Raw genomic sequence first — 19,450 nt, forward strand, 5'->3', positions numbered from 1 at the left:
GATACAGGGATAGGGATGGATGTTCACGTTTAACTTCCAGGCATCGGGTGCCTTATGGACATCAAACGTTACCTGTCTCAAGCCAGTTTCATTGATCAGTTGATGGACGCGGTCTGTGTCGTGGACCGCAAGTACCATATCGTTTATGTCAGCGCGGCCTGCGAGCGCATTTTTGGCTATGAGCAGGACGAGCTGATCGGGCTTTGCATCATTGATCTAGTGGTTCCGGCTGACCGTGAACGCACCGTACAGGCCGCCGACGGTGTCAGGGAGGGCGATCCGCAGTTCAATTTCGAGAACCGTTATCTGCGCAAGGACGGGAGTGTCATCCATATTTTATGGTCGGCACGCTGGTCGGATGACTATCGATTGCACATAGCAGTGGCCCGAGACATCACCGAGCGCAAGCTGGCCGAGTCGCGTCAACTGGCACTGTTCGCCATCTCCGAGGCGGCCCATGCTGCTGGTGATTTGCTGGAGCTGTTCAAGCGCGTTCATGAACTCGTCGGGCAATGGCTGCCGGCGTTGAACTTCTCCGTAGCCCTGTGCGATCAGCCTGAAGGCGAGTTGAGCTTTCCTTATCTCGTTTCACAGCACGGTGACTGGTCGATAAACGAGGTCTCGCGGCTGAGTGAAGAGGTCATTCACAGTGGTCAGCCGCTGCTGCAGAACGCCCCGGATGCCCCGTCGTGGCTGGGTGTTCCGCTGGTTACTCAAAACGGCATTATTGGGGTGCTGCTGGTCGAGAGTCCGTTGGGCTGCGAACTCTATACCGAGTCGCACAAAGAGCTGTTGCAGTTCGTATCTGCCCAGGTGGCAGCGGCGATTGAACGGAAAAAACTGCATGCTCGCCTGCAGTTTCTGGCGCAACACGATGCGTTGACTCGCTTGCCCAATCGCGAATTTCTCTACGAGCGCTTGAACAGCGCCTTGGCCCGCGCCAAACGTGAGCAGCAAAACCTGGCGGTGCTGTTTGTCGACCTGGATGGCTTCAAACTCATCAATGACAGCTACGGCCATGGGGTTGGCGACCAGTTGCTGCAACAGGTCGCAACGCGCTTGAAGGCGTGTGTGCGCGAGAGCGACACGGTTGCGCGAATGAGTGGTGACGAGTTTGTCCTGGTGCTGGAGAACCTCAACCTCGCTGAAGACGGAGTGATTGTGGCCGAGAAAGTCCGCTTTGAACTGAGTCGGCCCATCTTGATTGACGGCCATATGCTCAACATCCTTTGCAGCATCGGTATAGCCCTTTACCCCGAACACGGAGAAAACGCCCAACAACTGCTGCTCAAAGCCGACACTGCCATGTACTCCATGAAAAAGGGCGCGCGCTGACACCGCGCCTGTCATCGTTCGTTCGGTATGTGATCCGCTATATACCTGGAGGCACGAGCTTGCCCGGTGATCCTTTGAGGTTAAAAAGATCGCAAGCCAAGCCCGTCCCTCACAGCGTGTTAGCGACCTGCGCTGAGCTGAATGTCTGCACAGTGCCTGATCTTGTCCCAATCGATTTCAAGCCCTAGACCCGTATTGCCGGGCGCAGCGACTTGCCCCTGTGCATTGGTGCGGATCGGATTGGCCGTGGCAAATTCGAACAGTTCATATTCCATCGCCTGCTCAAAATAGCGGCTGGTGGGCTGCCCCAGCATCAGGTGCAAGTTGGCGGCTTGTGCCAGCGAGTGCCCCCAGCTTTGCAGTTCCACTGCTATGCCGTTGGCTGCCGCGTTATTGATGATTTTAAGCGCTGGGGTAATCCCGCCGCAGGTCATGACGTCGACCCGTATCCGGCTCCAACAGTGCTGCTGCGCGGCAAATGCAACCAACCGATAGTCGGTGATGGCATTGCCGGCGGGGAGCACCGGCACGTCCAGCCGTGCGGTCAATTGCCGATACCCCGCAAGGTCGTAATCATCCAGTGGCGCTTCGAACCAGGCGTAATCCCATTCGCCCAATACCCTGCCCACTGTCAGCGCCGCTTGCAGGTCATAGCGTTGTTCGACATCGAGCATCAGCGCCAGGTTTTTCCCGCCATGGGCACGCTGCACTTGTGAAATCAATTCCAGGTCGCGTGCCGGGTCGCACCAACAGTGAAACTTGATCGCGCGATAACCCTTTTCCACCAGTTCCTGCACGGTCTCGACATAGGCGCTCGGTGTCGCCAGCACCGGGGTGCTGGCGTAGGCGTCGATACGTTCGCGAAACCCGCCGAGCAGTTTGAACAACGGCTGTTCGGCTGCCTGCGCGGCGATGTCCCATAACGCCACGTCAATCAGCGCCTGAGCCTGTGCCGAGCGGGCATAGGCCTTGGGCTGAAAGTGCTGCCACAGCTTCTCCCGCTCCAGTGCCGAGCGACCGATCAGATCCGGGATCATGTCGCGCAGGGTTTGCGCCAGCACCGCATCGCGATGATGCGACGTGTATGAGTCGGTCGCGGCACAGCCCACCACGCCGTCACGGGTGGTGAGACGAATAAACGTATGGGTGGTGCACGGCTCGGGCTGTTCAGGGGTCCAGGTTGAGCCGCGAATCGGTGGCGTACAGGCAAAAACTTCGGCGCGCTCAATGATCAGATTGTTCACGTGCTACCTCCTGGGTTTATGGATGGACGCGATAGCGTTCAATCATCGCCTCGTCGAGCACGACACCCAGGCCCGGCGTGTCTGGCACCGGGACTTGACCGTTTTGCAGAGGCAGCAGGTTTTTCACCAGGCCACGGAACAGCGGGCTGTCACTTTGCGAATACTCGATCAGCTCACCGAACTCGCTGGCTGCAAGAAAGTGCACCGTGGCCGCCAGCAGAATCCCGGTGCTGAACCCGTGCGGCACTAATTGCGCGCCATGCAGTTGGGCCAGTTCGTAGATGTGACGCATCTCGCTGATCCCGCCACAGCGGGTGATGTCTGGCTGAATGATCGCGGGCCGTGACGCCTCGAGGAAGTGCCGGAACTCATGCCGTGTAGCCAAGCCTTCGCCTCCGGAAATACGCAGGCCCGAGCGTTCGGCCAGATACGCCAGCCCGCGCGTGTCATCTGAGGGCAGCGGCTCTTCGATCCAGTTCAGATTGAATTCACGCAATGCCTCACATTGCGCCAGCGCGTGCGGGTAGTTACGCCAGCGGCCGACCAGATCGATTTGCAGCTGTACCTCGTCACCGATCTCCTCGCGAATGGCGCGCAGCAGGGCCTGGTCTTTACGCAAGTTTTCGCCAAACCCGCCACCGCCCAATTTGATACTGCGCAGCCCTTGGGCCATCAAGCCGCGCACCAGCTCGCGGTTGCCGGCTTCGTCCGGTCGAGGGATAAAGGTGCCGTAGGCGTTGATGTGCTCGCGGTATTTGCCGCCCAGCAACGTATGCACCGGCACACCGTAATGCTGGCCAGCCAGGTCCCAGAGTGCGATGTCCAGCGCACTGATCGCATGAATCGCAGCTCCGCGACGGCCCATGTACTCGGATTGGCGGTACATCTTTTTCCATAAGCGGTCGATTTCCAGCGGGTTTTCACCCAAGAGAATGCCGCGCAAGCCCTGGCAGGTCTCATGGGAAGCCGGGGTGTCGATCAAGGCTTTGATCACTGCCGGAGAGCTGTCGGTTTCTCCAATGCCGATCAGCCCGGTGTCTGTATGAATGCGCACAATCAAGGCATCTTCGCCCCATTCGCAGGCGTGATCGAGCGCGGGCACGCGCAACCAGATGGCTTCTACATCAATGATTTTCATGGCTGTGTTTCCAGAGTCGTCGCAGTACCGTGGCGCAGGTTGTTACGGGCGATGCGGGCTTGCGCGGCATCCATCGTGGCCAGGTGTTGGCTCTGTTCTTCAATCAGGTTGGCGGGCATGGCGGCATAGTCTTCACGCAGCCATTTCAGCAGGCCCCAGATTTTCACGAACAAGATAAAAATGAACGGAATGGCGGTCAGGATCACCGCCGTTTTCAACGTGTTGAGCGAGGCGTTGATGTACAGCATTGCCAGTGGCAGCGCGGCCAGCATCAGGCACCAGAACAAGCGCAGGGAAGGCGAGGGGTCCTGGCCTTCACGCAGGTTGCGGGTGCTGGTGGCGGCTACGGTATAAGCCACGGCGTCGAGGTGCGAGGCCAGGAAGACCAGCATCAATACGAAGTAGATCACCGACAGCACTTTGCCGAATGGCAAGCTGTTCAGCAGCAACGAGACCGCAGCTTCACCGCCGGCGCCACTGAGCATCGCCGGGGCGTTGACCACGTCGGTGATGAACTGGTGAATGGCGAAACTCTGCAGACTGCCGAAGAAGAACCAGCACCCGCCACACCCCCCCAGGATCATGGCCATGACCACTTCCTTGATCTTGCGGCCCTTGGACACGCGGGTCACAAAGATCGCCACGCCGGGCGCGTAAGTGATCCAGTACAGCCAATAGAACACGGTCCAGCCGCGTGCGAATTCGCCGTTGCCGGTTGGGTCGGTGGCCAGGCTCATGTGGATGAAGTTTTGCAGCGTCAGGCCAATGGCGTTGGCGGTGTTGTTGATGCTGAACAGGGTGGGACCCAGCACCAGCACCACCAGGGCAAACAGCAAGGTCATGCCACAGGCCAGCTTGGCCAGGCGCTGCATGCCGGAGCTGATGCCGATGTACGAACTGAGCGAGAACACCACCGTTACCAAAATGACCAGGGACGCCTTGAGCGTGAATCCGTCAGTCAGGCCGGTAAGATCCGACAGCCCTTTGGCGACCGTCGAAGCGGTCAGGGTGGTGGTCAGCACCAGCCCGCCGAAAGTGGCAAACAGGAAAATCAGATCGATGATCCGCCCGACCGCGCCGTGGGCCTTGAAGCCGGTAATCGCTTCAATAATGCCCGCCAGGCTCAAGCCTTTGTTCTTGCGGACGTGGAAGTGATAGGCCATCGCCAGCGAGGCAATACCGTAGATTGCCCACGGCGTGATGCCCCAGTGAAAGAACGAATAAGCGATGCTCATTTCCAGCGCTTGCTTACTGGCGGCGGCAATGTCCAGGCCCGGCGTGAGGTAGTAATACGCCCACTCCATGAAAGCCCAATACATGGTCGCCGAGCCCAGGCCCGCGCAAATGAACATGAAGATCCAACTGGTGTTTTTGTATTGCGGCTTGCCTTCGCCCAAGCGGATGTTGCCGTATTTGCTCAAGCCCAGGCCGATTACCAGAATCACACAAGCAAAGCCCAGCACTTGCACCAGGGTGCCGAAGGTCATGGTCGCAGACGTGAATAAGTGATCGGCCACCACCTTGGCCTGATCGGGAAACATCATCAGCCCGATAACCGTGAGCGAAATCACCACGATACTGGTGAAAATCAGGGTTAGGTCTTTCTGCGTGTTTTGCAGCATATTGAGTCCCAACTATTGTAATTATTGGATAGGCCCCCTTTATTTGCGGGGTCTGGGACTAATGTAGGCAGGCTCTCGCGCCGAGAGAATCGCGATTTAGTAATGGACTGATAACGACCTCTTATGAATAAGTTCACCGAGCGGTTGCCCCATCTCACATTGCTGCTGGCCTTTAAAACGGTGGCCGAGCAGGGCAGCTTCACGCGTGCGGCAAACCTGCTGCATTTGTCGCAGTCGGCGGTCAGCCAGCAGGTGGTGAAGCTCGAAGAAGTGTTGGGTGTGCCTTTGTTCGTGCGTTCCACGCGCACGGTCACGCTGACCAAGGCAGGGGCGACACTCTTGGGTGATATTCGCGGGCCTTTTGAACAATTGGTCGGCGCCTTTGAAAAGTGCGCCCGGCAGGCGGCACCACCGGTGTTGTACATCGAGGCGGAACCGGTGATGAGTGCGTTCTGGCTGACCCCGCGCCTCAAGCACTTCACCCGGCGTTTTCCGGCGTTGCACATTCAACAGTTGCTCAGCACCCAGCGGGTGGAGTTTCCGGACGAAGTCGAACTGGCGATCAAATGGGGCACCGCCGATTGGCCCGGTTTTGAGGTGGAGTACTTGATGGGGTTGAATTACGTACCCGTGTGCTCGCCCGAGCTGGCGCAGGCCATTCACACGCCTACCGATCTGGCAAATCAGCCTTTGCTGCATGATCGGCATTATCACGATTGGGAGAGCTGGTTGGCGCTCTACCCGCAGGCGGATTTGCATGTGCGTACCGGGCACGTGGTGACCGATTCCAACGTGCTGGCGCAACTGGCGATTGAGGGGCACGGCGTGGCGTTATGCGCCATAGAACTGTGTGAGCGGGCAGTGCGCAACGGGGAACTGGTGATCCCGTTTCCTCACCTGAGCATGCGCCACAAGCTGGCTTACTACCTGCTGACCCAACGGCAAAAAGGCGTCAGTGAGATGACCCGCCAGTTCATTGAGTGGATCAAGGACGAAGCCCGGGGCAACTGATGGGCGGGTGTCGACCTGTGAGCGCCGGTGACGCTCACAGGTCGCTCCTGGTTAGAACTTGAACGTCACCCCCAATTCGGCGCTGCGCGGGGCACCGAGAAAAATCTGAGTCGCCGAGTAACCGGAATACTCCCCATAAAACGCATTGGTGAGGTTGCGCCCGCGCAGGGTGACAGTGGCGTTTTTCAGCTCATAACTGATCGACGCATCCAGCGTGGTGTGGCCTTGTACAAAGTAAGTGTTGGCCGTGTCGGTATAGAACCCGCTGGCGTGTTTGACGAACGCGCCAAGTGTCACCGGCAGGGTGTTCAAACGGTACAGCACGGCGGCGTTGGCGGTGGTGTGCGGAACGTTGACCGGATGGTTGCCGGAGCGGTCCGCGCCGCCTGCCTCGATCAGTTGGTCGTAACGCGCATCGACCAGTGACACGCCCAGATCGACTTCAAGTTGCGAGGTCAGTTGGGTCGACGTGGTCAGCTCCATGCCCCTGGAGACTTGGCTGCCGCCCTGAACCGTCAATGTCGAGTCGTTAGGGTCGCGGGTCAGAATGTCATTCAGGCGGATCCAGTACAGCGAGCCGAGCACCGAGGTCCGTCCGTCAAAGGCGCTGGCCTTGAAACCGACTTCCACCGAGCGCCCTTTGGACAGGTCAAAATCGCCGTTGGCGGTGGAGATCAGCAGCAAAGACGACACTGGCATCACCGCCGTGGAGTACTGCGCATACAGCTGTACGTCGGGCGTCAGGTTATAGACCGTGCCCAGGCGCCAGGAAAGCGATGTGTAGTTGGGGCTGAACGCTTGGCGGGTCCCCAGATAGAGGTCGCTGACCGAGCGGCGCACGTCGATGTCTTCGTAGCGCAAACCGCCGATCAATAACCAGTCAGGTGTGAGGTTGAACGCGTCTTCGGTAAACAGCGCGGTGGTGTCCATGTTGGTTTGGTAAATCAGGTTTTTGCCGGCCCCTGGCCAGTTGCCGGCAGCGCTGGACGGGAAGCTACCGACCTCCGGGTTCTGCGGATCCACCGAGGTGGTCGTGCCGTTTTGTCGGGGGTTGGTGAAGCGCGTGTAGTTGAATTCGCCGCCGACCGTGAAGCGGTTACGAAAACCGCCCAGCAGGGTGTCGTTGGTGGCGCTCAAGCGTTCGCTCCAGAACTGATGGTCGTGGCTGATACGCTGAACCGTGCGGTCCAGTTGCCCAGTACTGTTGTTATAGACCTGATCGCCCGAGAGGAAGAACTCACGGCGTGCGGTGTAATAGCTGAGCAGGTTGTTGAGTGACCAGTCGTCGTTGATGCGGTAGTCCGTGGTCCAGCGCAATGCGGTGCTGCGGGCCCCGGAGTGAGCGCCGTCAGGGTTGTAGTTGCGGTAGCGGGCCGATTTGTCGATGACCAGCCCGTAGGGATTTTTCACAATGCCGCTGGCGTGGCCAGCCGCCGAGGCGCCGACCAGCGGGGCGCCTTGGTAGGTGGAGTCGTACTCGTCATCAAAATGATCGACCGCGAACAGCATCGACAGGTCGTCGTTGGGCGTATAGAGCAAGCTGCCAGTCAGGCCCAGGGCCGTGGTGTTCTGATGGTCAATGTTGTAGAGACTATCGGAGCGCAACGAACTGATGTCCGCGCGCACGGCCACGGTATCGGAAAGTGGCTGGTTGACACCGATGGCGGCGCGCCGGGTATTGAAACTGCCAGCGCTGAACATGCCGTCCACGTGCTGGCCATCCAGACTGGCCTTGCGCGTAATCATGTTCACCGCGCCGCCCAGCGCACCTTCGCCATACAGCACCGACGCCGGGCCCTTGAGCACCTCGACGCGGTCGTAGTTCCAGGTGTCGACGTCGCGGGTGATGAACGTCGAGGCCGCTACCCGTACCCCGTCCTGCAGCACGTTAATGGCACTGCCGCTGAAGCCGCGCATCGTCAGCACCGCGGGGTTGCCAGGGACGTTGCCGACCGTGGCGCCGTTGATATCGGAAAACACTTCTTTGGTGGTACGCAGGCCTTTGACCTGCATGTCTTGCTGGGTCTTGACCTCGACCGTGGCCGGGGTTTCCCGGGCGGTGAGACCCAGGCGGCTGCCGGTGCTGTTTTTGTCATCCAGGTGCAACGGATCCTGGACAGGGGAGAGGGCCGTACCGGTGACCTGCAATGCGTCCAGGACCACGGTTGAGCCGGTGTCGGCCAAGGCCACCGGGAGGTGCAAAAAGCTGGCGCTCGCCAGCAGCAAAGGGTTAACCGGCAAGCCGATACGTTTCATCAGGGCGCGTAAACGCCCTGACGCCAGAGGCGCCATTTTTACGTTGTGTTCAGACATGTTTTCACCACAAAGCCGCGCGCACGCAAGGGGCGCGGTCATAACGTTGTCGAATCAGTGAGCGACGCAAGAGCGCGTCGTGAACCAACGGCAGGTTATGGGGCTTGTGGTTGAAGCCTGGGGATCAGGTAGCGGGGCGGTGGCTTGAGTTGGCCGCGGGGCTGGGCGCGGGCAGGGCGTACTCGGCGAATCAGCCATCCCAACGCGATAAAGAAGATCAGTGCCTGCGCCACCGAGGCGGCAAATGAACAGGTGTCGTCCATGGCTTTCATGGACGTGGGCGACAGGTCGCTGATTTTCGACATGCCCTTCATCTCGTGCGGGGCGCCGTGGCTCATGCCGCAGTCGATGTTGGCTGGCGTCATCGAAAATGCGCCCAGCATTTGCCCGTGGCAAATACTGCAGGCGAGCCCGTTGAACAGGATGAAAGCAAACAGCATCCAGGCAATGAGCGATCGGTGGTGACGGGCAAACATCATGGGGCGGCAATCTACCATCGCTTTTGCGCGGCTCCCAGTGATGTGTGCTGAGGCGCGAGCCTTGCGCGGCGCCACCCCGCGCCGATCAAGCGCTCAAGAGAGGTGCGGCAAAATGGCGCGCGTCGACGGCAAATGGCTGATACGCGGTCAGTTTCTATGGCGGGCACGAGCAGGCGCTGCAGTTTTCGAAGGTCATTAAAAGGTATTCATTTGGCAGAACAGATTTCAGGGATGTAATATCATTACATTATATTTCGAGCGACCCGCGTGAAGACTCCCCGTTCCCCCCTTGTTGCAGGCATTGTCAGCTCTGCGCTGGCGCAATCTGCGGGTAAGCGACTGCTGACCTCTGCGGCCGTTCTGGTTGTGTTATGGCTGGGCATCGCCTGGGCGGTGGCCATTCCATGAGTGCGATAAGCATCAGCCTGGATGACTTGACCGTCACGTATGAGCGCCGCCCCGCGGTGCACCACATCAGCGGCTGCTTTGACGCGGGCAGCCTGACCGCGATTGTCGGCCCAAACGGTGCCGGCAAATCGACGCTGATCAAAACCATTGCCGGTACGCTTAAACCGGCGGCCGGGCGGGTGGATCGCGGCAATCTGGCCTTGCGCAATCTGGGGTATTTGCCCCAGGCAGCGGAGATTGATCGCAGCTTTCCGTTGAACGTGGCCGATACGGTATTGATGGGTGCCTGGCGCAGCATCGGGGCTTTTCGTGGCGTCAGTCGCGAGCAGGCCCGGCAGGCACAAGAGGCGCTGATCGCCGTCGGGCTTGAGGGGTTTGAAGCGCGAAGTGTCGGCTCGCTGTCGTCAGGGCAGTTTCAACGGGTGCTCTTTGCCCGTTTATTGATGCAGAACGCTTCGGTGATTTTGCTGGACGAACCGTTCACCGCCATTGATGCCCGCACCACCCAAGACCTGCTCAAACTGATCCGCGACTGGCACGGTCAGGGGCGCACGGTAATTGCCGTGCTGCACGATATCGAACAAGTTCGCAAACACTTTCCAAACACTTTGTTGATGGCCCGCGAAGCGATTGCCTGGGGCGATACCGCGACCGTTTTGCACGCCGACAACCTGCGCCGGGCCCGCAACATGGCCGAATACTGGAGTGACGATGCCGCGCCGTGTGAGATGAACGAGGAGCAGTCGTCATGATCCTCTATCAGATGGTGGTGGAGCCGTTCGTGGAGTTCGGCTTTATGCGCCGCGCGCTGATTGCCTGTCTGGCACTGGGCATCGGCTCCGGTCCTGTCGGCGTGCTGCTGATGTTGCGTCGCATGAGCCTGGTTGGCGATGCGATGAGCCATGCGGTTTTACCCGGCGCGGCGGTGGGTTTTTTGTTCGCCGGTCTGTCATTGCCCGCCATGGGGTTTGGCGGTTTGATCGCCGGGCTTTTAGTGGCGTTGCTGGCCGGGTTGGTCAGTCGCTTCACGACCCTGCGTGAAGACGCCAGCTTTGCCAGTTTTTACCTGACCTCGCTGGCCGCAGGCGTGCTGATTGTGTCGCTGCACGGCTCCAGCGTCGACTTGCTGCACGTGCTCTTCGGAACGATTCTGGCCATCGATAACCAGGCTATTTTCATGGTCGGCGGCATTGCTTCGTTCACTTTGATCGTGCTGGCGCTGATTTATCGGCCGCTGATCCTCGAGTGTTTCGACCCCGGCTTCCTGCGCGCCGTGGGCGGGAAGGGCTCGTTGTATCACGTGCTGTTCCTGTTGCTGGTGGTGCTCAATCTGGTGGCGGGCTTCCAGGCACTGGGGACGTTGATGGCGGTGGGCATGATGATCATCCCGGCCACCGTCTCGCGGTTCTGGGCCACCTCGTTGAGCGCGCTGATGATCATTTCAACCGTGGTCGCCACGCTCTCGGGATTTATTGGCTTGATCGTTTCTTATCATGCCGGTGTCGCTTCCGGCCCGGCGATTGTGCTGACCGCCAGTGCTTTTTATGTCCTTTCGCTGCTGTTTGGCCGCAGTGGAATGGTCCGTCGCTTGCTCCCTAAAACACATCTCAACCACTGATTTCAGACACTCACAACGAGGGGATTCGAATGAAGCCAAAAATGCTGCTGGCTGCTGTTTTTGCACTGTCGAGTATGGCCGGTCTTGCCCAGGCAAAACCTATCGAAGCGGTGGCTTCATTCACTGTCATTGCTGACATGGTGCACAACGTTGGCGGTGATCACGTGCATGTGACCTCGCTGATCGGGCCTAATGGCGACCCGCATGCCTACGAACCAACGCCTAACGACGCGAAAGCGTTGAAGGGTGCCGACCTGGTGTTTGTCAGTGGCCTGCACCTGGAAGGCTGGCTTGATCGCTTGATCAAAGCCTCGGGCTATCAGGGCCAGCCGGTGGTGTTGTCCAATGGCATCAAGACCCGCAGCATGGAAGAAGACGGCAAGCAGATCACCGATCCGCATGCCTGGAACAGTGCCGCGAACGGCGTAGTGTATGTGCGCAATATCATCAGCGCCTTGCAGAAAGCCGACCCGGCCAATGCCCGCGACTACCAGGCCAAGGGCGAGCAGTACATCAAGCAACTGGAGCAACTGGACGCGTATGCCCGCGCCCAAGTACAGGCGATCCCTGCTGACAAGCGCAAAGTGCTGACCTCCCACGATGCGTTTGGTTACTTCGGCGATGCTTACGGCGTGACCTTCCTGTCGCCGCTGGGCTTTTCGACCGAGACTGAAGCTTCGGCCGCAGACGTTGGCGCCTTGATCCGCCAGATCAAGCAAGAACACGTCAGCACTTACTTCTTCGAAAACTCCAGCGATCCGCGTCTGGTCAAGCAAATTGCCGATGCCAGCGGTGCCCAGCCAGGTGGCGAGTTGTACGTCGAATCGCTGTCGCCAGCTGATGGCCCGGCGCCAACCTACGCGCAGATGTTCCGCTACAACGTCGACAAACTGACGACGGCCATGAAAGGCAATTAAAACGTTTGCACTGTGTGGGAGCGGGCTCGCTCGCGATTGCATCGACAAGGTCTAACAGATAGTCCGAGTCGTCTGCATCGCGAGCAAGCCCGCTTCCACAGGTGGATGGCGCTCGTCAAACCTGCGCAACAATCATTAATGCGATATGGATATATTAAATAGTTCTTTTATCACCATTCTTGCGGGTTGGTAGTATCCGCGGCGAATGGCCTGCACTGCCGATCGGTGGCTGGGTCGCGTTCTTGAGTTTTTCTTTTGAGATCCTGAGATGAGAATTAGCCTTCTGAGTTCGGCCGTTGCGCTCGCACTGTCTATTGTGAGCGTGGGTGCATTTGCCGATGTCGCTGCCATCAAGAACAAGGGCGAGATTGTGATCGGTACGTTGGGTACCGACGAGCCCAACAGTTTCGTTGACCCCAAGACTCGCCAGATCATTGGTTATGAAATCGACCTGGGCAATGAAATTGCCAAGGACCTGGGCGTCAAGCCGGTCTACAAACAGATCGCTGTAGCGGCGCGTATTCCTGAATTGCAGCAGGGGCGAGTAGACCTGTTGGCCGCTTCGCTGACGCACAACAAAGAACGTGAGGCGCTGGTCGATTTCTCGTATTCGGTGTTGATCACTGGCCAGAAAGCCATGGTGAAGAAGTCCAGCGGTGTGACCGCGCTTGATCAATTGGCCGGTGAAAAAATTCTGACCGTGAAAGGCGGCACTCAGGAACCCAACATTCTCAAGGCATTGCCTAGCGCTAAAGTCGTGACGTTCGATACCTCGCAACAAGCGCTACTGGCTTTGCAACAAGGTAAAGGCAAGGCCTTTGTCGATGATGAGTCGGCCCTGACCAACGATTTCGCGAAGATTGGCGCAGCATCCGCGGGCTACGCAATCCTGCCGGAGAACCTCAGCACCGAAGCGCTGGCACTGGCGTTGCCCAAAGACAGCGACTTGAAAGCGGCGGTCGACAAGACGCTCGCGCGTCTTGAAAGCTCGGGTGAGGCCGAGAAGCTCTACCTGAAATGGTACGGCCCAGGCACCAAATCCAACCAGGCCGAGCGCCATTTCAAGATCGACTCCGATCAGGTTGAGTAACCGCTGCCATTAGGCGGGCTGGTCGTGACATTGCTGGTCTGGTAACGCCAGGCAACGCCAATGAATGGCCAGCCGGTCTCCAAGAGTTTTGCGTGAGATGCTGGATTTTGATTATTCGTTACTCCTGAGCGGTCAATACCACGACATGCTGCTCAGTGGCTTGATGCTGTCCATCAAGCTCGCCTGTGTCACGTTGGTGTGCGCACTGCCGCTGGCCTTGTTCATCGCTTTGCTGCGCCTGTCACCTGTGCGCCCGCTGCAATGGCTGGGGTTTGCCTACGTCGAGTCGATCCGTAATATTCCGCTGCTGGCCCACATGCTGTTCTGGTATTTCGCGGCGCCCGAGTTCCTGCCCGAATCCTTGCGCGAGTGGCTCTACGCCGGCAACATCGAGGCCATCAGTGCCATCGTCGCGCTGACGCTGTACACCGCAGCCTTTATGAGCGAAGACATTCGCAGCGGCATTCGTGCGATCCCCACTGTGCAGCTCGAAGCCGGGCGCGCCCTGGGTTTTGGTTACCTTGAAAGCATGCGCCTGGTGGTTTTGCCGCAAGCCTTGCGGGTGACCGTTGCACCGCTGATTTCGCAGACCCTCAACTTGTGGAAAAACACCAGCATCGCCACGGTGGTCGGTGTCGCCGAGTTGATGTACCAGGCCGGTCAGGTGGAAACCGCAACCTTCCGCAGCCTTGAATCCTTTGCCTTTGCCACAACGGCTTATCTCAGCGTGTCGCTGCTGATTACCGGCGTCGCGGCGTGGTATCAACACCGCTATGTGCAGGTGAAATCGCGATGACCACCTTAGAGTTGATCGATTCGTACTGGGTGTACTTCCTGGTCGGTCAATACCCCAACGGGCCGCTCGGAGGGTTGGCGCTGACCTTGATCCTGGCATCGGCTGCGCTGGTATTGGCCATGCCGCTGGGCGTGCTGTTCGGCCTGGCGCGGCTCAGCCCGTGGCGCTGGCTGCGATGGCCGGTCACGGCACTGGTGTTTGTGGTGCGCGGCACGCCGTTATTGATGGTGATTTTCTGGGCGTACTTTTTCCTGCCGAGCCTCACCGGCTTCAAGACCGACCAATTCACCACCATGTTGATTGCGTTGGTGATCTTCGATGCGGCGTACCTCTCAGAAATCGTTCGCGCCGGGATACTGGGGCTTGATCGCGGGCAGGTTGAAGCCTCGCGTTCGTTGGGCTTTGGCTACTGGCGCACGATGCGCTGGGTGATCCTGCCACAGGCGCTGCGCACGATGCTGCCTTCGCTGGTCAACCAGTTTGTGTCGACCATCAAGGAAACCTCATTGGGCTACATCATTGGCCTGACGGAAGTTTCTTTTATCGCCTCGCAGATCAATACCCAAGTGTTCACCATGCCGGCTCAGGTCTACCTGATTCTGGGGCTCTCGTATTTTGTGTTGTGCTTTGGCCTGTCACGTTTCGCCTTTTGGCTGGAGCGGCGTCAGACGCAACGTGTTTCCTTAACTGACAACAGCAAGGTGACCTGATGATTCGGCTGGAAAAAGTTAACAAGTGGTACGGCACCTATCAGGCGCTGGTGGATGTTGATGAGCACATTGCCAAGGGCGAAGTGGTGGTGATTTGCGGGCCTTCAGGGTCGGGTAAATCGACGTTGATCCGCACCCTCAATCGCCTGGAACCGATCAAGTCCGGACGCATTCTGATTGATGGCCAGGACATTCATGCCAAGGACCTGGACCTGAACCAATTCCGTTCACACATCGGCTTTGTGTTTCAGCAGTTCAACCTTTTTCCCCACCTCACCGTGCTGGAAAACTGCACGTTGGCGCCGATTCGTCTGCGCGGCCTGAGCCGTGCAGACGCTGAAAAAGAAGCCATGGCGTTGCTCGACCGTGTGGGGCTGGCGCATAAGGCGAGCGCATTTCCGATCAATTTGTCCGGTGGCCAGCAGCAACGCGTCGCCATCGCCCGGGCGCTGGCAATGCGCCCGCCGCTCATGCTGTTTGACGAGCCCACCAGTGCGCTCGATCCGGAGATGGTCGGGGAGGTGTTGCTGGTGATGCGCGACTTGGCCCGCGACGGCATGACCATGGTCGTGGTGACCCACGAAATGGGCTTCGCCCGCGAAGTGGCTGACCGGGTGCTGTTTATGGATCAGGGTCGGGTACTGGAACGGGCGCCCGCTGCAGCGTTTTTCCAGAACCCGGAACATCCGCGCACACAGAAATTTTTGGCGGATATCCGCACACCTTTCTCTTCTGCCGTTTGAGGGCGAGTTGCCATGACTGATTCGATCCGGGAACTGCCCATCATTGATGTGGCGCCCTTGTTGGCTGAAAGCGGGCGTGATGACGTCGCTGCGCAGATCAGCCGCGCCTGCCGCGAGCAGGGCTTTTTCTATGTTGTCGGGCATGGCATCGACCCGGCACTGGTTCAGCGCCTTGAAACCCTGAGCCATGAGTTCTTTGCACTCGACGAAGCCACCAAACTGCGCTGGCGTATGGAGTTGGGCGGGCGCGCCTGGCGCGGTTACTTCCCGCTGGGCGGGGAACTGACCTCAAACCGCCCCGACTGGAAAGAAGGGCTGTACCTGGGCACGGAACTGGACGAGGCCGCACCAGAAGTCGTGGCCAAGACCCCGGTTCATGGCGCGAACCTGTTCCCAGATGTCGTCGATTTTCGCGAAACCATCCTCGCTTACATGGAGGCGGTCACCCAATTGGGGCATCGCTTGATGGAAGGCGTGGCCCTGAGCCTGGGGCTCGACGCGCAGTATTTTCATGACCGCTACACCGCCGATCCATTGATTCTCTTCCGCCTTTTCAACTACCCCTCGCAGCCTGTGCCGCAAGGGCTGGATGTGCAGTGGGGCGTGGGCGAGCACACCGATTACGGGCTGCTGACCATCCTGCATCAGGACAGCATTGGCGGCCTGCAAGTGCGCACCCCGCAAGGCTGGATCGACGCGACACCGATCCCCGGCGCGTTTCTGTGCAACATCGGCGACATGCTCGACCGCATGACCGGCGGGCTATACCGTTCGACGCCGCACCGCGTTGCGCGCAACACCTCGGGCTCGGACCGGTTATCATTCCCGCTGTTCTTCGACCCCAACTTCCGCGCCCGAGTCCAGCCGATTGAAGGCTTGCCCGCGGTCGAGCAACAGGACGACAGCGCCCAACGCTGGGACCAGGCCAATGTTCACGCCTTCCACGGTGAGTACGGCGACTACCTGCTGAACAAAGTCTCGAAAGTCTTCCCGCAACTGCGTGAAAACTTGCGGTAAAGCCGATTTGCACGAGCGAGCTTGCCTCGCGATCTTTTGATGTTAAAAAGATCGCGAGGCAAGCTCGCTCCTACTGTTTTATGTTGCCAATCTCGTTACAACCATGCCTTGCTTAACGCCTCGATCGCCTTCCAGTAGAGCCATGCAACGAGGGTCAACAGGACAGCGCCGGCCAGCGTAGGCATCAGGGCAAATGTCCAGCCCGGATCAACCATGAAAACGATGATGGGGTTACCGCCCGCCGGCGGGTGAATCGTGCCGCTGAGGGTCATCAGCACGAGCGCCAGTGAGCAGGCCAATGCCATGGGGAAGGCGCCAGGCCCCAGCACGTACAGACACATCAGCCCTGTGCATGAGCACAGCAGATGGCCTCCAATCACATTGCGTGCTTTCGAGAATGGCCCTTTGGGGAACCCGAACAACAGCACGCAACTGGCACCGAATGAGCCGATGATCCACGGAGCTTCGCTGTGTTCAGCCAGCAGGCCGACAAGGCTCAGTGCCAGAAACGCGCCGAAACCGGCCAGCAACAGCTGACCGGCCCGAGCCCGCACAGGGGGTGTCACGTTGGATGAGGTGCCTGGCGGAGTTTGACTCATCGCAGGTTCACTTCTTGAAGCGTTCGGCTTCTTCCGAACCCTTGGTCGCGTTACCTGCGCTGTAGGAGTGAGCTCCTACGCCCGCCAGTTTGCCGCCTTTAACGATCAGGTATTCGTCGCGGATCGGGCGGTTTTCGAAGTAGCACTCCAGAATTTCACGGGTGCCCGCGGCATAGCGCGCTTGCGCCGACAGGCTGGTGCCGGAGATATGCGGCGTCATCCCCTGGTGCGGCATGCTGCGCCATGGATGGTCGGCAGGCGCCGGTTGCGGGAACCACACGTCGCCGCCATAGCCCGCCAGTTGGCCGCTGCGCAAGGCTTCTGCCACTGCATCACGATCACACAGCTTGCCCCGAGCGGTGTTGATCAAATACGCGCCGCGCTTGAATTTTTTCAGCGATTCGGCGTTGATCATGTGCTCGGTTTCAGGGTGCAGCGGGCAGTTCAGCGTCACCACATCGCAGACTTTGGTGAGGCTTTCCAGGTTGGAGTGGTACGTCAGGTTCAGCTCTTTTTCGACCGCTTCAGGCAGGCGATGGCGATCCATGTAGTGCAGGTGCATGTCGAACGGCTTGAGCAGGCGCAACACGCGAAGACCAATACGGCCAGCAGCGACGGTGCCTACGTGCATGCCTTCGACATCGTAGGAGCGTTCTACGCAGTCAGCGATGTTCCAGCCGCCTTTGAGCACCCACTCGTGGGACGGCAGGTAGTTGCGCACAAGGGCGAGGGTGGTCATGACCACGTGCTCGGCCACGCTGTTGCTGTTGCAATAGGTGACTTCTGCCACGGTAATGTTGCGGTCCATCGCGGCCTGCAGGTCGGTGTGGTCCGAGCCGATCCCGGCAGTCACGATCATTTTCAGCTTGGGCGCTTTGTCCATGCGCTCGGCAGTCATGTAGGCCGGCCAGAACGGTTGGGAAATCACGATTTGCGCATCGTGCAGCTCGCGATCGAGCACGCTGTCGGCGCCATCTTTACTGGAGGTCACGATCAGTTCGTGGCCATTGGACTCCAGGTACTTACGCAGCCCGAGCTCGCCGGAAACACTGCCCAGTAGCGTGCCGGGTACAAAATCGATGGCTTTGGGGGTGGGCAGGGTTTGACCGTCGGGGTAACGGTCCAGATGTGGCAGTCCATCGCGGGCGTAGGTCTTGGGTTGGCCGGTGACAGGGTCGTCGTAAAGTACGCAAATGATCTTCGCCATTGGAGCCTCCTGTTATTGGAATTGACGAGCGCCTTTTCTGAGCCCCCGCCCGAGCAGTTCTTGCTGCTCGATAAGGATCCTCAGGGAAGGGGCTTTCAAAGGCCAATCGCTTGTTCCGATCTATAAATCAGATAAACCGATCAACAGGTCAGGAAGGCATCTACACGGCTTTGTAGGTCGAGGGAGGTAAACATGCTCAGCGCCGACGCCAGCAGCAAGGGCTGAGGGTCGCGCTGCAACATAACCAGGCCGATCTCTCTTTGTAACTGCGGGACAATAGGGATTGCGGTGATTTCCTGGCGCATTTCAGACAGCGCCAACACACTGTGGGGCACCACACTGTAAAGGCCCGAACAGCGCACGTGGCCATACAGCACCATCATCGAGTCCGTCTCCACCCGTGGCGTGATGTGCACACCGGCCTTGGCAAACGCCTCATCCACGCCTTGACGGCATTGCATGTTGCGAGTCAGCAAGCACAGTGGCAACTCGCTGACCTCGCGCCAGGTGAGCGCCGCTTTACCACGCAGACCGGTGTCATCACGCGCCACCAGCACATAACGCTCGGTGAACAATGGATAGGTATCAAATGCCTGCAATCTGCCATCGGACAGATACGTCATGCCGATATCCAGCTCGAAATTACTGATGCCTTGCAAAATGTCTGACGTGGACAGCGTGTAGATTTCGTGGGCCATGCGCGGGTAAGTGCTCAGGCACGAGTCGGTCATCAGCGGCACCATGGATAGCACCGTGGGGATCGCCCCCAGGCGCAATGATCCGGCCGGGTCCCGCTCCCGGTTACTGGCCTCCTGCCGCAAGGCGCCACAGTCCGCCAGAATGCGCCGGGCCCAGACCAGAACTTTCTCACCGTCAGCGGTAAACCCCTCAAAGCGGCGACTGCGCTGCATCACCGAAATCCCCAAGTCTTGCTCCAACGTGCGAATCGCCTCAGAAAGCGTGGGCTGCGACACGTTGCACTTCTCAGCCGCACGGCCGAAATGCTGCTCCTGAGAAAGCGTTACCAGGTAGGTCAATTGGCGTAAAAGCATGGCCGGGCATTCCTTGTTTTTATTCTGGTGTGGCTGGAGAAACACAAGGTGCGGGGGGCTCCAGCGCGATGTGCTTAACACTATAGCGCGTGGGATAAACGGTGGAGTTTTGGGGGGGGCGGCGAACAATCAACGCTAGGAAAGAGCGGTT

19 protein-coding genes are annotated in these 19,450 nt (G+C 59.0%); 11 read left to right on the plus strand and 8 right to left on the minus strand.

Translation table 11 applies throughout. From position 1 onward, the window contains the following. Positions 1 to 54 precede the first annotated feature (54 nt). On the plus strand, positions 55 to 1,335 hold the full coding sequence (locus tag NTD86_RS23410) for a GGDEF domain-containing protein (RefSeq protein ID WP_262205761.1): 1,281 nt from the start codon (positions 55 to 57) through the stop codon (positions 1,333 to 1,335). Between the two features lie 119 nt (positions 1,336 to 1,454). On the opposite strand, the gene NTD86_RS23415 is transcribed toward NTD86_RS23410, so the two are convergent. The 3 genes from NTD86_RS23415 to NTD86_RS23425 are packed head-to-tail and all read right to left on the minus strand — an operon-like array spanning position 1,455 to position 5,339. Continuing rightward, entirely contained in the window at positions 1,455 to 2,579 is a 1,125-nt protein-coding gene (locus NTD86_RS23415) for a mandelate racemase/muconate lactonizing enzyme family protein (RefSeq protein WP_262205762.1), read from the minus strand. 16 nt (positions 2,580 to 2,595) lie between these two features. Further along, positions 2,596 to 3,717, minus strand: a complete 1,122-nt coding sequence (locus NTD86_RS23420) for a mandelate racemase/muconate lactonizing enzyme family protein (protein ID WP_262205763.1) — start codon at positions 3,715 to 3,717, stop codon at positions 2,596 to 2,598. Continuing rightward, on the minus strand, positions 3,714 to 5,339 hold the full coding sequence (locus NTD86_RS23425; RefSeq protein WP_262205764.1) for a BCCT family transporter: 1,626 nt from the start codon (positions 5,337 to 5,339) through the stop codon (positions 3,714 to 3,716). Before NTD86_RS23425 ends, NTD86_RS23420 begins: the two co-directional genes overlap by 4 nt. Before the next feature lie 123 nt (positions 5,340 to 5,462). Here NTD86_RS23425 and NTD86_RS23430 point away from each other — a divergent pair, with 123 nt between their 5' ends. Continuing rightward, positions 5,463 to 6,350, plus strand: coding sequence for a LysR substrate-binding domain-containing protein (locus NTD86_RS23430; RefSeq protein WP_262205765.1), 888 nt, complete (start codon positions 5,463 to 5,465; stop codon positions 6,348 to 6,350). Between the two features lie 51 nt (positions 6,351 to 6,401). Here NTD86_RS23430 and NTD86_RS23435 read toward each other — a convergent pair whose 3' ends face one another. Continuing rightward, entirely contained in the window at positions 6,402 to 8,663 is a 2,262-nt protein-coding gene (locus NTD86_RS23435) for a TonB-dependent receptor (protein WP_262205766.1), read from the minus strand. Between the two features lie 95 nt (positions 8,664 to 8,758). Beyond that, complete coding sequence (locus tag NTD86_RS23440) at positions 8,759 to 9,142, minus strand: DUF2946 domain-containing protein (protein ID WP_262205767.1); 384 nt, start codon at positions 9,140 to 9,142, stop codon at positions 8,759 to 8,761. A 267-nt stretch (positions 9,143 to 9,409) separates the two neighbouring features. On the opposite strand from NTD86_RS23440, the gene NTD86_RS23445 reads away from it, so the two are divergent. From NTD86_RS23445 to NTD86_RS23485, 9 genes are all read left to right on the plus strand, one after another. Continuing rightward, positions 9,410 to 9,550, plus strand: a complete 141-nt coding sequence (locus NTD86_RS23445; RefSeq protein ID WP_262205768.1) for a hypothetical protein — start codon at positions 9,410 to 9,412, stop codon at positions 9,548 to 9,550. Continuing rightward, positions 9,547 to 10,302, plus strand: a complete 756-nt coding sequence (locus NTD86_RS23450; RefSeq protein ID WP_262205769.1) for a metal ABC transporter ATP-binding protein — start codon at positions 9,547 to 9,549, stop codon at positions 10,300 to 10,302. The genes NTD86_RS23445 and NTD86_RS23450 overlap by 4 nt, the downstream gene beginning before the upstream one ends. Continuing rightward, the gene (locus NTD86_RS23455) at positions 10,299 to 11,168 is read left to right on the plus strand and encodes a metal ABC transporter permease (RefSeq protein WP_262205770.1); all 870 of its coding nucleotides are present in this window, start codon (positions 10,299 to 10,301) and stop codon (positions 11,166 to 11,168) included. The genes NTD86_RS23450 and NTD86_RS23455 overlap by 4 nt, the downstream gene beginning before the upstream one ends. A 29-nt stretch (positions 11,169 to 11,197) precedes the next feature. Beyond that, positions 11,198 to 12,085, plus strand: a complete 888-nt coding sequence (locus tag NTD86_RS23460; RefSeq protein WP_262205771.1) for a metal ABC transporter substrate-binding protein — start codon at positions 11,198 to 11,200, stop codon at positions 12,083 to 12,085. 268 nt (positions 12,086 to 12,353) lie between these two features. Next, positions 12,354 to 13,175 (plus strand): ABC transporter substrate-binding protein, encoded by an 822-nt coding sequence (locus tag NTD86_RS23465; protein ID WP_262205772.1) that lies wholly within the window; start codon positions 12,354 to 12,356, stop codon positions 13,173 to 13,175. Positions 13,176 to 13,272: 97 nt separating this feature from the next. Further along, positions 13,273 to 13,971 carry an amino acid ABC transporter permease gene (locus NTD86_RS23470; RefSeq protein WP_262205773.1) on the plus strand — a complete coding sequence of 233 codons (699 nt, stop codon included), beginning with the start codon at positions 13,273 to 13,275 and terminating at the stop codon, positions 13,969 to 13,971. Further along, positions 13,968 to 14,681, plus strand: a complete 714-nt coding sequence (locus tag NTD86_RS23475) for an amino acid ABC transporter permease (RefSeq protein WP_262205774.1) — start codon at positions 13,968 to 13,970, stop codon at positions 14,679 to 14,681. Before NTD86_RS23470 ends, NTD86_RS23475 begins: the two co-directional genes overlap by 4 nt. Continuing rightward, positions 14,681 to 15,424: an amino acid ABC transporter ATP-binding protein gene (locus NTD86_RS23480; RefSeq protein WP_262205775.1), complete on the plus strand. Its 744-nt coding sequence runs from the start codon at positions 14,681 to 14,683 to the stop codon at positions 15,422 to 15,424. The genes NTD86_RS23475 and NTD86_RS23480 overlap by 1 nt, the downstream gene beginning before the upstream one ends. Positions 15,425 to 15,436: 12 nt before the next feature. Further along, a complete protein-coding gene (locus NTD86_RS23485) occupies positions 15,437 to 16,441 on the plus strand; it encodes an isopenicillin N synthase family dioxygenase (RefSeq protein WP_262205776.1) in 1,005 nt (334 codons plus the stop codon). A 95-nt stretch (positions 16,442 to 16,536) separates the two neighbouring features. Here NTD86_RS23485 and NTD86_RS23490 read toward each other — a convergent pair whose 3' ends face one another. The 3 genes from NTD86_RS23490 to NTD86_RS23500 all read right to left on the minus strand — a co-directional run bounded on the left by NTD86_RS23490 (position 16,537) and on the right by NTD86_RS23500 (position 19,299). Continuing rightward, on the minus strand, positions 16,537 to 17,040 hold the full coding sequence (locus NTD86_RS23490) for an HPP family protein (protein WP_262205777.1): 504 nt from the start codon (positions 17,038 to 17,040) through the stop codon (positions 16,537 to 16,539). A gap of 7 nt (positions 17,041 to 17,047) precedes the next feature. Next, positions 17,048 to 18,247, minus strand: coding sequence for an NAD-dependent formate dehydrogenase (locus NTD86_RS23495; protein ID WP_262205778.1), 1,200 nt, complete (start codon positions 18,245 to 18,247; stop codon positions 17,048 to 17,050). 140 nt (positions 18,248 to 18,387) lie between these two features. Beyond that, on the minus strand, positions 18,388 to 19,299 hold the full coding sequence (locus tag NTD86_RS23500; protein WP_262205779.1) for a LysR family transcriptional regulator: 912 nt from the start codon (positions 19,297 to 19,299) through the stop codon (positions 18,388 to 18,390). Between the last annotated feature and the right edge of the window lie 151 nt (positions 19,300 to 19,450).

Origin of the sequence: Pseudomonas sp. 7P_10.2_Bac1 (assembly GCF_025465935.1) — a bacterium.
In the GTDB taxonomy this organism is placed as follows: domain Bacteria; phylum Pseudomonadota; class Gammaproteobacteria; order Pseudomonadales; family Pseudomonadaceae; genus Aquipseudomonas.